This window comes from Mesorhizobium sp. B2-3-7 (genome assembly GCF_006442695.1).
In the GTDB taxonomy this organism is placed as follows: Bacteria; Pseudomonadota; Alphaproteobacteria; order Rhizobiales; family Rhizobiaceae; genus Mesorhizobium.
This window is the reverse complement of the sequence record NZ_VFVV01000008.1, coordinates 114,420-127,151: the sequence shown is the minus strand read 5'-3', so window position 1 is coordinate 127,151 and position 12,732 is coordinate 114,420. Positions and strand designations below refer to the sequence as shown.

The window sequence follows — 12,732 nt, the reverse complement described above, 5'->3', positions numbered from 1 at the left end:
CGACCAGAATGCGCCCCCAGACAAAGCATGCCGCGCCACCGGCCGGTGATATATGCCGCCTGCCCGCCGTCGAACTGGCCGACGCGATCCGGCAAAGGAAACTTTCGGTACGTGAGGTCGTGACGGCATTCCTCGACCGCATCGAAGCCGTCAACCCGCTCGTCAACGCCATCGTTTCCATGCGCGATCGCAGCGATATCCTGCGCGAGGCCGACGCAGCCGATGCCCGTCCGGACCGGGCCGGTGCGCTTTTCGGCCTGCCGATCGCGGTCAAGGATCTCGCAATGACCCGCGGCCTGCGCACTTCCTTCGGCTCGCCGATCTTCGCCGATTTCGTGCCGCAGGAGGACGATTTCTTCGTCGAGCGCATGCGCAACGCCGGTGCCATCATCATCGGCAAGACCAACGTTCCCGAATTCGGCCTCGGCTCCAACACCTACAATCCCGTGTTCGGCCCGACGCTGAACGCCTTTGATCCAGATTTGAGCGCCGGCGGCTCGAGCGGCGGCGCCGCGGTGGCGCTGGCGCTGGACATGGTGCCCGTCGCCGATGGCAGCGACTTCGGCGGCTCGTTGCGCAATCCAGCCGCCTGGAACAATGTCTATGGTTTCCGGCCATCGCAGGGGCTCGTCCCCGGCGGCCCGGACGTCGAGGTCTTTCATGCCCAGATGGGCGTCGATGGGCCGATGGGGCGCAATGTCGGCGACATGGCGCTGCTGCTCGACGTGCAGGCGGGCCATCATCCGCACGCACCCCTGTCCTATGAGAAACAAGGCTCCTTCCTCGAAGGCCTGCGGATGCCCGCCACGGGCGGCCGTATCGCCTGGCTCGGCGATCTGGGCGGGCATTTGCCCATGGAGCCCGGCATTCTCGAGCTCTGCCAAGCCGCGCTCGACCGCTTCGGGGAGGCATCGTTCAAGGCCGAGGCACTGGTACAGGATTTTGATTTCGAGGCCTTGTGGCAGGCCTTCGTGACGTTGCGCCAGGCAAGCAGCGGCTGCGCGCTGAAAGTGCATTATGACGATCCCGCCAGGCGCGCCCTGTTGAAGCCCGAAGCCGTCTGGGAGGTGGAGAACGCGCAACTCCTGACGGCGCCCCGGATTCGCGCCGCCTCGGTCGTCCGGACGTCCTGGTACCGGATGCTGCTGTCGCTGTTCGACCGCTTCGACCTGATTGCATTGCCGACCGCGCAAGTCTTTCCGTTCGACGTCGGCACCCATTGGCCGCGCGAGATCGCCGGCCGGCCGATGGACAGCTATCACCGCTGGATGCAGGTTTCGGCGCCCGCGACCATGGGCGGCTGCCCGGCCGTCAGCGTGCCGGTCGGCTTCGACGCCAGAGGCCGGCCGATGGGCATGCAGCTGATCGGCCGGCCGCGTGGCGACATGGCTGTGCTGAAGGCGGCGGCGGCCTATGAGACGACACTGCCGTGGCCGTCCGGCGCCTGAATCCGGTGCATCTGCGTATCGCGCGGCTCCATGTGCCGGCTTGCACCGGCATCGCCGCCGTGCATTGATTGTGGCGCCGCACAGGCGGCATTCTCCCCGAGGGAAAAATCATGTCGCTGGAACTCTATGCCGCCTATGTCCTTGCGTGCGTCGTCATCATCCTGGTGCCAGGGCCGACGGTCACGCTGATCATCGCCAACAGCATCCGTCATGGCGCCCGCGCCGGCCTGGCCAATGTCGCCGGCACGCAGGCCGGCCTGGCGGTCATGATCGCCATCGTCGGCATCGGCCTCAACACGCTGATATCGGGCATGGGGCACTGGTTCGAATGGGTGCGGCTGATCGGTGCCGCCTACCTGATCTGGATGGGCGTGCAGATGTTCCGGTCCAAGGGCAAGCTGAACGCCGACGGAACGGCGCGGAAGCCGCGCGGCGGCTTTTTCCTGCAGGGCCTGCTGGTAGCGCTCAGCAACCCGAAGACGCTGATCTTCTTCGGCGCCTTCTTTCCGCAATTCATCGCGCCGCAAGGCAATTATTCGCTGCAGATCGCCGTCATGGGCCTCACCGCCATGATCTTCGCCGCCATGTCGGATTCGACTTATGCGCTGGCCGCCGGCCGCGCCGGTCGCATCCTGTCCGCCCGCCGCGTCAAGCTCCTGTCCAGGATCAGCGGCAGCTTCATGGTCGGCGGCGGCCTGTGGCTGGCGTTTTCGCGGTCGAAGTAAGCACCGCCGCCTTTCCTTCCCCCTTGTGGGGAGGGTGGATCGGCGCGCAGCGCCGAGATGGTTGAGGGGTGCTCCAGCGGAGTGAGGCGTTGGCGTTCCCTGGAACAACCTCATCCGGCCTCGCTTCGCGAGGCCACCTTCTCCCGCAAGGGGAGAAGGTAAGGAGGCGGATTTAAAGCCGCCCCAGCCGTTCCAGCAACAGCGCGAAGAAGCCGTCATGGTCGATGTCGCCCATCACCTTGGCGTTCTTTTCCCGCTTGGTGACGCCCCACCAGTCGATCACGGTCATGCCCATGGTCAGTTCCGAGCTGGTTTCCACGCTGACATTGCAGTTGCGGCCTTTGAACAGCTCCGGTTTCAACAGGTAGGCGATGACGCAGGGGTCATGCAGCGGCCCGCCATCGGTGCCGTATTTCTCCTCGTCGAAACGCTCGAAAAACTCCAGCATCTCGGCCGTTGCGGTACCGACCTTGGTGCCGAGCTTGCGAAAGGCCTGGGTGCGCTTGGCGGTGGTCAGCGCCTTGTGGGTGACGTCGAGCGGCATCAGCACGATCGGAATGCCGGATTTCAACACCACCTCGGCCGCGTGCGGATCGACATAAATGTTGAATTCGGCCGCCGGCGTGACATTGCCGCCTTCGAAGAAGCCACCGCCCATCAGGATGATTTCCTTGATGCGCGGCGCGATCTTCGGCTCGCGGATCAGCGCCAGCGCGATATTGGTGAGCGGCCCGAGAGCGCACAGCGTGATGCTGCCGCTCTCTTCCTTCATCAGCGTCTCGACGATGAAATCGACGGCGTACTTATCCTGCAGCTTCATCGTCGGTTCGGGCAATTGTGGCCCGTTGAGGCCAGTTTGGCCATGCACCGCCTCGGCCGTAACCAGTTCACGCGCCAGCGGACGGACGGCGCCGGCATAGACCTTGATGTCGGGTCGGCCGGCCAGTTCGCAGATCTTGCGGGCGTTCTTTTCGGTAAGGTTCAGCGGCACGTTGCCGGCTACGGCTGATATGCCGACGATCTCCAGCTCGGGGCTGCCAAGCGCCAGCAATATGGCGACGGCATCGTCCTGGCCAGGATCCGTGTCGATGATGATCTTGCGTGTTTGGGGCATTTCAATTCCTTGTTTGGCCATGAGCTCATGCGTCCGAGCGAGCATGCGAAACGCACCGAACCGGCCTTGAGCTGCCGAACCGCTCCGCCCGGGGGACGAATCCCGGCGCAGCGCTTCTCCTTGCATCTCACTGCCGTTTCAAGCGCCATGTCGATCATTCTTGTGAGTCCACGACGTGGTCTTTTTGGGCGGGTGTTTTGATGGCTTGAACTTGGTCGTGGGGCGGACCATATCAAGACCATCGGGAAAAATGCCATCTGGGTTTTTCCAGTTTATGTCGCTCTTGAGAGGACAATGTAACATGAGCCGAATGACGCCTTTCTCCAGCCCGCTTCTCCTGGGTTTCGACGCCATGGAAAAGACGCTGGAGCGCCTGGCGAAATCCGGTGACAGCTATCCTCCTTACAACATCGAGCGGCTCAGCGGCGCCGACGGCAAGGCCGAAAGGCTGCGCATCACGCTCGCTGTCGCCGGTTTCGCCGAAAGCGATCTCGATGTCACCACGGAGGAAAACCAGTTGGTCGTGCGCGGTCGTCAGACCGACGATACCGAGCGCGAATTTCTTCACCGCGGCATCGCCGCACGCCAATTCCAGCGCTGCTTCGTGCTGGCCGACGGCATGCGGGTGATTGCGGCGGAGCTGAAGAACGGCCTTTTGTCGATCGATCTCGATCGGCCCGAGTCCGAGCGGCTGGTACGGAAAATAAACATATCGGTGAAAGACTGATCTTTGCCGATGGCTCTCATGCGGGATGGCCTACTGCCCAGAACCAGGGCGGCGTCTCGCGCCAAGGAGGCTTGAAATGACCAGAACTGACCAAAATCCTACACAAAATCCCACCATGACCAGCGGTGAATTCGCCCATCTCGGCGAGGGCTCGGTCGCTTATCTGCGCAAGGTTACGAGCGAGGAACTGCTCGGCCGTTTCCCGGGCATTGGCGAAATCGCGCCCGGCATGGAATTGTGGGCGCTGTTTGCCGCCAACGGCCAGCCGATCCTGCTTTCAGATGCGCGCGATCGCGCGCTGGCCGGCGCCATGGAAAACGACCTGACCACGGTCGCCATTCATTAAGGCGATTTTCCGCTGAAAACGAACGGGGCCGCCCGTGGCGGCCCTACCATTGTTCATCCAGAAAACGTCAGGCCGCGTGCGAGGCCTGGGTGTCCGATAAAAGCGCGTGGATCGCCACGGCGTCGCGCGTTCCCCTGATCTTGGCCACCGTATCGGCGTCGCGCAGCACCCGCGCGATGCGCGACAGCGCCTTCAGATGATCGGCGCCGGCCCCTTCAGGGGCCAGCAGCAGGAACACCAGGTCGACCGGCTGGTCGTCGAGCGCCTCGAAATCGACCGGCGTCTCCAGGCGGGCGAACACGCCGGCGATGCGCTTCACGCCGGCCAGCTTGCCGTGCGGAATGGCGATGCCGTTGCCGACCCCCGTCGAGCCGAGCCGCTCGCGCTGCAGGATCGTGTCGAACACCTCCCGCTCCGGAATGCCGGAAATCGCGGCCGCCCTCTCCGACAGCAATTGCAGAAGCTGCTTCTTGGAGTTCGCCTTCAACGCCGGCAATATCGCCGGAACGTTGATGAGATCGCTCAGATCCATACTTGAAAATCCCTTGTTCGCCTGCCGTCACCAGTCCCCATCCCTCGTGCGGCCGGTTTTATCCCTGTGCGACCTTGGTCGTGGACGGATCGATCCAGCCGATGTTCCCATCCGGCCGGCGATAGACGATGTTGACGTGATTGTTTCCGGCGTTGCGGAAGACGAAGACCGGACTGTCCTTTGTGTCGAGTTCTATGACCGCCGACGCCACCGACATGGTCTTCAGCGTCATGGTCGATTCGGCGACGATGGCCGGCGCAAAATCCTCCGGAATGTCCTCGTCGTCATCGGCGAGCGGCGCCATCACCGTGTAGGCGATATCGGTGAGCTCGCCATTGCCCGAATTGTGCGATTTCAGCCGGCGCTTGTAGCGCCGAAGCCGGGTTTCCAGACGATCCGCCGCGGCCTCGAAAGCCAGCGTCGGGTCCTGGGCATCGCCGGTCGCCTGCAGCGAAGCGCCGGAATCCAGCCGGATCATGCAATCCGCCGAATAGCGCGAGCCCGATTTGATGACGGTGACATGTCCGGCAAAGCCGCGGTCGAAATATTTGCCGATCGCCTCGCCGACACGATCGTTGATGCGCGTACGGAACGCATCGCCGATATCCATGTGTTTTCCCGATATGCGCAGATTCATCTGAAAACTGACCTTCCTTGCTCAGGCTTCAAACTGGCCGGAGTTTATACTCGTGGTCCGTGCGCACAAGCTTTGCGGCGTCACTCGCGCCGATTTAAATCCAAACTTTCCGGTTGATCACAAGCCGCCTTCTTGACCATCCCTAGGCCATTGTCGTGACGGACCATCCGCTAGCGGGCGCCGAGCCCGTCTCATGCGGGCGGGCTTCTAGCCACTTCACCGCAGCTTGTCAATGAAGCACGAACCCTGTGGAAATCGCCGAACCTAGCGCCCGGCGCTGGCAAGGGCCCGCTTCTCGCGCCGGCGCTGCACCGAGGACGGGATATTCATGCCTTCCCTGTATTTGGCGACCGTACGCCTGGCGATATCGACGCCGCTTTCGCGCAACATGTCGACGATCGCGTCGTCGGACAGGACGTCGACGGTTTTTTCCTCGTCGATCAATTGCTTGATGCGGTCGCGCACCGCTTCCGACGAATGCGCCTCGCCACCGCCCGACGAGGCGATCGAGGCGGTGAAGAAATAGCGCAGTTCGAACACGCCGCGCGGCGTCAGCATGTACTTGTTCGCGGTGACCCGGCTGACGGTCGATTCGTGCATGCCTATGGCGTCGGCCACCGTGCGCAGGTTGAGCGGCTTCAGCTGGCGCACGCCATGGACGAGGAAGGCATCCTGCTGGCGCACGATCTCCGATGCGACCTTGAGAATGGTCTTTGCCCTCTGATCGAGGCTGCGCGTCAGCCAATTGGCGTTCTGCAGGCACTCGGCCAGGAAATCCTTTTCGGCCTGGTTCTTGGCGTGCGGCGAAACCTGGGCGAAATAGATGTGGTCGACCAGCACGCGCGGCAGCGTTTCGGCGTTGAGCTCGACCGTCCAGCTGCCGTCATTGGCCGCGCGCACCTCGACATCGGCAATGACGGCGTCGCTGGCGCCGCCCGAAAATGCCATGCCCGGCCGCGGATCGAGCGCCCGGATCTCGGCCAGCATGTCCAGCAGGTCCTCTTCGTCGACGCCGCAGATCCGCTTCAGCGTGTGGAAATCGCGGCGCGCCAGGAGTTCGAGGTTGGCAATCAGCGCCTTCATCGCCGGATCGAGCCTGTCGCGCACGGCAAGTTGCAGCGACAGGCATTCGGCAAGGTCGCGGGCGAACAGGCCGGCCGGCTCGAAGGTCTGGCACACCGACAGCACCTTGGCCACGGCGTCGGCGCCGCTACCAAGGCGCGAGGCTATCTCAGCCGTATCGGCGCGCATATAGCCGGTCTCGTCGAGGCCGTCCGCGAGTTCGCCGGCGATCAGGCGCGCCGCCGGATCGGCGAAAGCGAGCGCGATCTGCTCGCTGACATGATCGCGCAGCGTGATCGCGGTCGCCGCCATGTCGCCGGCATCGAAGCCTTCGGACGAGGACGTGCCGCCATTGCCGGTCGCCGATTTCCACTGTGCCGTGAGGTCTGGTCCGAGTCGCTCGCTGGTGCCCGGGTCGTCCGGGAACAGGTTCTCCAGCGATGTGTCGAGCTTTTCCGAGATCGCCTCGGCGCTCCATCCCGCTTCGGTCTCGAACCAGTCGCCGTCGGCCGCCGTTTCCGGTGCCGCCTCGGTCCTCGGCACCTGGTCGCTGGCGGCGTCGTCCTGCGGCTCGGCGCGCTCCAGCAACGGATTGCGCTCGATCTCCTCGTCGATGAAGTGCTCGAGTTCGGCATGGGTGAACTGCAGCAGCCGGATCGACTGCATCAGCTGCGGCGTCATCACCAGCGACTGCGACTGTCGTAGCTGTAGTTTCGCCGCCAACGCCATGGTTCGGTTTCAAATGCCTCGTCTGCATCCGGACTGCCGGAAGAATTTTCGCGAACCGATAGAAACTGGCCCGGCTTTTGCTTGTCAAGGCAAACGCTAGCAAAACCCGCTTACCGGAGCGTTATCCCGGAGCAAGATCGCGAGAAAATGGCCCCTGACAGGAAAAAAATCGCGTCAGGAAACAAATTTCACGCTCAAAGCGTGAATCCCTCGCCCAGATAGAGCCGCCGCACGTCGGGATTTGCGACCACTTCATCAGCCCGGCCATGAGTGAGCACCTGGCCGGCATGGATGATGTAGGCGCGGTCGATCAGGCCGAGCGTCTCGCGCACATTGTGATCGGTGATGAGCACGCCGATGCCGCGCGCCGTCAAATGACGCACCAGTTGCTGGATGTCGGCGACGGCGATCGGGTCGATGCCGGCGAAAGGCTCGTCGAGCAGCATGTAGGCCGGGCGCGTGGCCAGCGCACGCGCGATCTCCAGGCGCCGACGTTCGCCGCCGGAAAGCGACATCGAGGGCGCCTTGCGCAAATGGCTGATATGGAACTCCTCGAGCAGTTCGTCGAGGCTGCGCTCGCGCTCCTTGCGGCTCTTTTCGACCACTTCCAGCACGGCGCGAATGTTCTGCTCGACGCTGAGGCCGCGGAAGATCGAGGCCTCCTGCGGCAGATAGCCGATGCCCAGACGCGCACGCCGGTACATCGGCATGGAGGTGACATCGAAGCCGTCTATCTCGATCGTGCCCTCGTCCACAGGCACCAGGCCGGTGACCATGTAGAAACAGGTGGTCTTGCCGGCACCGTTCGGACCGAGCAGCCCGACGGCCTCGCCGGCACGCACCCCGAGCGTGACGCCGCTGACCACCTTGCGACCCTTGTAGCTCTTGGTCAGGCCCTTGGCGATCAAGGTTCCCTTGAACTTCGCCTTATCGGCGGTGACCGTGGCCGGAGCCGAAACCTTGCCGGCGGCCCGCCCCGGAAGACGCGCCGTCAGCGACGACAGGCTGGCCATCAGGGGTTCGTCGCTCCCGATTTCGGCGGTGGCGTCATCGACATGATGACACGTCCGCCGCAGCCGTCGACATTGGCGAGGCCGGTCTTCATCTGCACGGTGAGCTTGCAGCCCTTGAGGACATTGGGGCCTTGCGACAGCACCACTTCCTTGCCGGACAGGACCAGCACCTGCGTCTTCATGTCGAAGGTGCCATTATCACCGGTCGCGATCTGGTCATTCGACTTGATGTAAACTTTTCCGCTGACTTCAAGGTGGTCGATGTTGGCGGAGCCGGTCATCGCCGCTCCCGCTGCTTCCGTCCCCTTTGCGGCCGCGTTCGGGTCCTTGACGTAGTAGACCATCATCTTGCCGGACTTGAGCAGGGTCGGTCCCTGCACGACCGTGACGTTGCCGGTGAACACGGCGACGTTGTCCGCCTGCCGGACCTCCAGCTTGTCGCTCTCGATCTGGATGGGCTTGTCGCCCGACAGTTTGAGCCCGGACGCGCTCTCGGCGCTGGATTGCGCCTGCGCCGGCGCAAGCCCCAGCAAGAGCAGCGCCGAAGCTGCGGCGGCAAGCCGTGTCGAACTAATGAGCCACATTCGCTTCTTCGCCCTTTGCCTCTGCCGCCTTCAGATTGGCGGGATCGATATTGACGCGCACCTTGTTCTCGAACACCAGAACCTTGCCATTGTCCTGCACCGACAAGGAATTCGCGGTGATCTGCGACCCGTCACGGCTGACGTCCACGGGGTCATCCGTCTTCATAGTGCCTTTGCCCATGTCGAGGAAGACCGATTTGAACTTGGCCTGAAGGCCGTCGGTCGTGGCGATCGTGACGTCGCTGGTCAGGTGCATCGTATTGCCGTCGCGATCGTAGGTGCCATGCGTGGCTTTGATCGCAGCGACATTGTCGGCCGCGATCGGCACCTTGGCGTCGATGCCGTCGAGTTCGATGATGCCTTGCGTGCTGACGTCCTGTATGGCGCGCAATGCCGTCATGGAATAGGGCAATTTCTGCTTGGTGAAGCCGTTGAGCTTGGGGTTGGCCATCACCAGCTTGCCGTTGGAAAAGGCGGTGCCTTCCGCCTGGACCGCGACGGACACCGGTGCGGCGAGGTAGGAATAGACCGGGAAGGCAATGGCGATCAACGCCGCCAGCACCGGCACGGCGAATTTGAGCACGCGCACCCGGCGCGAATGCCGCCGTGCGCGATCGAACGCGTCCCCCCTCGCCGGGCCGTCCGCCGGGGGAGCCAACTCCGTCTCGGTGCTGCTCGCTTCACTCGTTCGCGCTAACATAACTGCTTTCTTCTAAAACCCCTGCCCCGCCGGGCAACACCGCCTATAGGTGGGACGTCGGCGCTTTCAAGCAAGCACAAGCCGACGAAAACCGCGAAAATGTGACAGTTGCTGTCGTGCAGATCAGAACGGATCAACACCGACAGCCCTGCTTCATAGCAGAAATAGACGTCTGGCGTACATTTTTCGTTACCATCGGCTCTCCCCTTATCTGCCGTTCGTTTCACGGACCAATCACGAAACTGACGTCTTGGCGGACGCTGACGCGCACTTGCCTCGCGTGCGCCGCGCGCGGATTGCCGCGTCATGCGCAGACGGAACTGCTTCCAGACCGGGACGTCATGGTCTAAAAGCATCTCTTTCCATCGACCGTGAGGCTGACCATGGCATTGAGAGCCGACGACCTGATCGACCGCCGCCGCTTGCGGCGTAAGCTGACCTTCTGGCGCGCTGCGGCCATCGCCATCGTTGCGCTCGGCGTCATTGCGATCTCGGCCTGGTTCTATCGCGACGATTTCGGCGGCTCGGCCGTCGATCATATCGCCAAGGTCAGGATCGAAGGCACCATAACCGAGGACGACGAACTGATCGAGCGGCTGGAAGCCATCCGCAAGTCGCCGAGGGTGAAAGGCGTGATCCTCGCCATCGATTCCCCCGGCGGCACCACCGTCGGCGGTGAATCGATCTATGAGGAGGTGCGCAAGCTCGCCGCCGACAAGCCTGTCGCGGCCGAGGTCGGCACGCTCGCCGCGTCGGCCGGCTACATGATCGCGAGCGCCACCGATTACATCGTCGCCCGCAAGACCTCGATCGTCGGCTCGATCGGCGTGTTGATCCAGTATCCTGATGTCAGCGGCCTGATGGACAAGCTCGGCGTCAAGCTGGAGGAAGTGAAATCCTCGCCGCTCAAGGCCTCGCCCTCGCCTTTCAAGCCGACCAACGAAGACGAGCGCGCCATGGTCCGCAAGCTCATCCTCGACAGCTACGACTGGTTCGTCGGCATCGTCGCCGAACGCCGCAAGATGACCCGCGAGCAAGCGCTGGCGCTCGCCGACGGATCGATCTTCACCGGTCGCCAGGGGGTCGTCAACGGCCTGATCGACGCCGTCGGCGGCGAGACCGAGGCGATCGACTGGCTGGTGACCAAGGGCGTCGACTCGAAACTCAAGGTGGTCGAATGGAAGGACACGGAGCGGCGCGGCGGCTTCCTGTTTTCCAAAGCGATGGTGCGCACGATCGCCGGCGCGCTCGGCCTGCCGGACTACAGCGGCGATATCATCCATGAACTTGGCGCCGACCGCTTGTTTCTTGACGGTCTCGTTTCCGTCTGGCACCCTTGAGATGCCGTTTGGGGTGGATGAAAAAGCAAACAAAATCATCCTCATAATTTCGACCGCACCGATTTCAGGGGACCCGTCCGATGATCAAGTCCGAACTTGTGCAGATTATTGCCACGCGCAATCCGCATCTTTTCCTGCGCGACGTTGAAAACATCGTCGGCGCGATTTTCGACGAGATCACCGACGCGCTCGCCGAAGGCAACCGGGTCGAATTGCGTGGCTTCGGCGCCTTTTCGGTGAAAAACCGCCCCGCCCGCACCGGCCGCAACCCGCGCACTGGTGAATCCGTCGAGGTCGAGGAGAAATGGGTGCCTTTCTTCAAGACCGGCAAGGAACTGCGCGAAAGGCTGAATGGCGGAAAGTAGGCGCGACGCCAGACCGGCCCTTCCCGGGAGGTCGATTTCCGACGGAAAACATCATGCTCAATCGCTTCATGCTCATCGTGGTCTTCGTGCCCCTGGCGATCATCCTGATCGCGCTGGCCGTCGCCAATCGCGAACTCGTCGCCTTCACGCTGGATCCATTCAATCCCGGCAATCCGGCGCTGACGCTCACTTTGCCGCTGTTCATCTTTCTGTTCCTGGCCCTCGCCGTCGGCATGGTCGTCGGCAGCCTGGCGACCTGGGTCAAGCAGGGACGCTACCGCAAGCTGGCGCGCCAGCGCGGCGTCGAGGCCGAGAACCTGCGCCAGGCGATCGGCCGCACCCCGTCGACACCGCAGGGACCGGTGCTGCCGAAGCCGACCAACTGACCGCCGCACGGCGCTGTGGGCCCTCTCGGGCCCGCGATTTTCTTCACGGAGTTTCCCATGCTGACCATTTCGGCCGCAGAGGTCGACCAGTCGTTGACCTTCCCGGGCCTAGTGGAGACGCTGCGCGTGGCTTTCCGTGATGGCGCGGTGCAACCTGTCCGGCACCATCACACGGTCGAACGGCCGGACGGTGCGGCCTCGACCTTGCTGCTGATGCCGGCCTGGACCGACTTCAACGCAGCCGACATCTCGGCCGGGGGACACATCGGCGTCAAGATCGTTACCGTCTCGCCCGACAACAATGCCATCGGCAAACCGGCGGTGATGGGACTCTACCTCCTGCTCAACGGCGCCACCGGCGAACCGGAGGCCCTGATCGACGGCCAGCGGCTGACGCAATGGCGCACGGCCTGCGCCTCGGCGCTCGCCGCATCCTATCTGGCGCGCGAAGACGCTTCCCGGCTGCTGGTGATCGGGGCCGGTGCGCTGTCGCCATTCCTCGCCAAGGCGCATTGCGCCGTGCGGCCGATCAGGACCATCCGCATCTGGAATCGCACCTTGGACAACGCCGAGAAGGTCGCCGCCGGACTGCGCGCCGAGGGCTTCGCGGCGAGCGCAGCGACCGATCTCGATGCCGAGCTCGGCCAGGCCGATATCGTCTCGTCGGCGACGATCGCCACCGATCCGCTGATCAAGGGCGCCCGCCTGAAGCCGGGAAGCCATGTCGACATGGTCGGCGGCTTCACCCCGACAATGCGCGAAAGCGACGACGAGGCGATAGGGCGCGCCCGCGTCTATGTCGACACCCGCGCCGGCGCCACCAAGGAAGCGGGCGACATCGTCATACCGCTCGCTTCGGGCGTGTTGAAACCGGAAGCCATCATAGCCGACTTGCATGAGCTGGCGCGCGGTCAGAAGCAAGGGCGCCGGAGCGCCGACGAGATCACGCTGTTCAAGTCGGTCGGCGCCGCGCTCGAGGACCTTGCCGCCGGCATTGCCGTCTACAAGGCGCTCAGGAGCTAGC

At 63.5% G+C, this 12,732-nt stretch carries 15 protein-coding genes; 8 read left to right on the top strand and 7 right to left on the bottom strand.

All coding sequences use genetic code 11. From position 1 onward, the window contains the following. Positions 1-8 precede the first annotated feature (8 nt). Together FJ940_RS17295 and FJ940_RS17290 are read left to right on the top strand one after the other, a co-directional pair. Positions 9-1,448 carry an amidase gene (locus FJ940_RS17295; protein ID WP_140500190.1) on the top strand — a complete coding sequence of 480 codons (1,440 nt, stop codon included), beginning with the start codon at positions 9-11 and terminating at the stop codon, positions 1,446-1,448. Positions 1,449-1,558: 110 nt separating this feature from the next. Beyond that, positions 1,559-2,173 (top strand): LysE family translocator, encoded by a 615-nt coding sequence (locus FJ940_RS17290; RefSeq protein ID WP_140500192.1) that lies wholly within the window; start codon positions 1,559-1,561, stop codon positions 2,171-2,173. Between the two features lie 172 nt (positions 2,174-2,345). Here FJ940_RS17290 and FJ940_RS17285 read toward each other — a convergent pair whose 3' ends face one another. Continuing rightward, positions 2,346-3,287 (bottom strand): nucleoside hydrolase, encoded by a 942-nt coding sequence (locus FJ940_RS17285; RefSeq protein ID WP_140500193.1) that lies wholly within the window; start codon positions 3,285-3,287, stop codon positions 2,346-2,348. A 301-nt stretch (positions 3,288-3,588) separates the two neighbouring features. On the opposite strand from FJ940_RS17285, the gene FJ940_RS17280 reads away from it, so the two are divergent. Then, positions 3,589-4,014, top strand: a complete 426-nt coding sequence (locus FJ940_RS17280; RefSeq protein ID WP_013893014.1) for an Hsp20 family protein — start codon at positions 3,589-3,591, stop codon at positions 4,012-4,014. A gap of 76 nt (positions 4,015-4,090) precedes the next feature. Beyond that, positions 4,091-4,360 carry a DUF1150 family protein gene (locus FJ940_RS17275; RefSeq protein WP_140500195.1) on the top strand — a complete coding sequence of 90 codons (270 nt, stop codon included), beginning with the start codon at positions 4,091-4,093 and terminating at the stop codon, positions 4,358-4,360. Between the two features lie 67 nt (positions 4,361-4,427). On the opposite strand, the gene ptsN is transcribed toward FJ940_RS17275, so the two are convergent. The 6 genes from ptsN to lptC form a co-directional block, all read right to left on the bottom strand. After that, entirely contained in the window at positions 4,428-4,892 is a 465-nt protein-coding gene (gene ptsN / locus FJ940_RS17270) for a PTS IIA-like nitrogen regulatory protein PtsN (RefSeq protein WP_135898701.1), read from the bottom strand. Positions 4,893-4,950: 58 nt separating this feature from the next. Beyond that, positions 4,951-5,529 carry a ribosome-associated translation inhibitor RaiA gene (raiA, locus tag FJ940_RS17265; RefSeq protein WP_140500197.1) on the bottom strand — a complete coding sequence of 193 codons (579 nt, stop codon included), beginning with the start codon at positions 5,527-5,529 and terminating at the stop codon, positions 4,951-4,953. 264 nt (positions 5,530-5,793) lie between these two features. Next, positions 5,794-7,320 (bottom strand): RNA polymerase factor sigma-54, encoded by a 1,527-nt coding sequence (gene rpoN / locus FJ940_RS17260; protein WP_140500199.1) that lies wholly within the window; start codon positions 7,318-7,320, stop codon positions 5,794-5,796. Positions 7,321-7,514: 194 nt separating this feature from the next. Further along, on the bottom strand, positions 7,515-8,333 hold the full coding sequence (gene lptB / locus FJ940_RS17255; RefSeq protein ID WP_140500202.1) for an LPS export ABC transporter ATP-binding protein: 819 nt from the start codon (positions 8,331-8,333) through the stop codon (positions 7,515-7,517). After that, entirely contained in the window at positions 8,333-8,917 is a 585-nt protein-coding gene (locus FJ940_RS17250) for an LptA/OstA family protein (RefSeq protein ID WP_140560248.1), read from the bottom strand. The genes lptB and FJ940_RS17250 overlap by 1 nt, the downstream gene beginning before the upstream one ends. Further along, on the bottom strand, positions 8,904-9,617 hold the full coding sequence (gene lptC, locus FJ940_RS17245; RefSeq protein WP_140560247.1) for an LPS export ABC transporter periplasmic protein LptC: 714 nt from the start codon (positions 9,615-9,617) through the stop codon (positions 8,904-8,906). Before lptC ends, FJ940_RS17250 begins: the two co-directional genes overlap by 14 nt. 383 nt (positions 9,618-10,000) lie before the next feature. On the opposite strand from lptC, the gene sppA reads away from it, so the two are divergent. The 4 genes from sppA (at position 10,001) to FJ940_RS17225 (ending at position 12,731) form a co-directional block, all read left to right on the top strand. Beyond that, on the top strand, positions 10,001-10,957 hold the full coding sequence (sppA, locus tag FJ940_RS17240) for a signal peptide peptidase SppA (protein ID WP_140657298.1): 957 nt from the start codon (positions 10,001-10,003) through the stop codon (positions 10,955-10,957). An 80-nt stretch (positions 10,958-11,037) separates the two neighbouring features. Continuing rightward, complete coding sequence (locus tag FJ940_RS17235) at positions 11,038-11,322, top strand: integration host factor subunit beta (protein ID WP_006200394.1); 285 nt, start codon at positions 11,038-11,040, stop codon at positions 11,320-11,322. Between the two features lie 53 nt (positions 11,323-11,375). Continuing rightward, the gene (locus FJ940_RS17230; RefSeq protein ID WP_140500210.1) at positions 11,376-11,708 is read left to right on the top strand and encodes a DUF1049 domain-containing protein; all 333 of its coding nucleotides are present in this window, start codon (positions 11,376-11,378) and stop codon (positions 11,706-11,708) included. A gap of 57 nt (positions 11,709-11,765) precedes the next feature. Further along, positions 11,766-12,731: an ornithine cyclodeaminase family protein gene (locus tag FJ940_RS17225; RefSeq protein WP_140657296.1), complete on the top strand. Its 966-nt coding sequence runs from the start codon at positions 11,766-11,768 to the stop codon at positions 12,729-12,731. Position 12,732: the final 1 nt, after the last annotated feature.

Bases quoted from the DNA above. Each gene is read 5' to 3' on its own strand.
- FJ940_RS17280 (WP_013893014.1), top strand. From the start codon at position 3,589: ATGAGCCGAATGACGCCTTTCTCCAGCCCGCTTCTCCTGGGTTTCGAC.
- FJ940_RS17285 (WP_140500193.1), bottom strand. From the start codon at position 3,287: ATGCCCCAAACACGCAAGATCATCATCGACACGGATCCTGGCCAGGAC.
- FJ940_RS17250 (WP_140560248.1), bottom strand. From the start codon at position 8,917: ATGTGGCTCATTAGTTCGACACGGCTTGCCGCCGCAGCTTCGGCGCTG.
- lptC (WP_140560247.1), bottom strand. From the start codon at position 9,617: ATGTTAGCGCGAACGAGTGAAGCGAGCAGCACCGAGACGGAGTTGGCT.
- FJ940_RS17230 (WP_140500210.1), top strand. From the start codon at position 11,376: ATGCTCAATCGCTTCATGCTCATCGTGGTCTTCGTGCCCCTGGCGATC.
- sppA (WP_140657298.1), top strand. From the start codon at position 10,001: ATGGCATTGAGAGCCGACGACCTGATCGACCGCCGCCGCTTGCGGCGT.
- rpoN (WP_140500199.1), bottom strand. From the start codon at position 7,320: ATGGCGTTGGCGGCGAAACTACAGCTACGACAGTCGCAGTCGCTGGTG.
- FJ940_RS17290 (WP_140500192.1), top strand. From the start codon at position 1,559: ATGTCGCTGGAACTCTATGCCGCCTATGTCCTTGCGTGCGTCGTCATC.
- lptB (WP_140500202.1), bottom strand. From the start codon at position 8,333: ATGGCCAGCCTGTCGTCGCTGACGGCGCGTCTTCCGGGGCGGGCCGCC.
- FJ940_RS17275 (WP_140500195.1), top strand. From the start codon at position 4,091: ATGACCAGAACTGACCAAAATCCTACACAAAATCCCACCATGACCAGC.
- FJ940_RS17295 (WP_140500190.1), top strand. From the start codon at position 9: ATGCGCCCCCAGACAAAGCATGCCGCGCCACCGGCCGGTGATATATGC.
- ptsN (WP_135898701.1), bottom strand. From the start codon at position 4,892: ATGGATCTGAGCGATCTCATCAACGTTCCGGCGATATTGCCGGCGTTG.
- FJ940_RS17235 (WP_006200394.1), top strand. From the start codon at position 11,038: ATGATCAAGTCCGAACTTGTGCAGATTATTGCCACGCGCAATCCGCAT.
- FJ940_RS17225 (WP_140657296.1), top strand. From the start codon at position 11,766: ATGCTGACCATTTCGGCCGCAGAGGTCGACCAGTCGTTGACCTTCCCG.
- raiA (WP_140500197.1), bottom strand. From the start codon at position 5,529: ATGAATCTGCGCATATCGGGAAAACACATGGATATCGGCGATGCGTTC.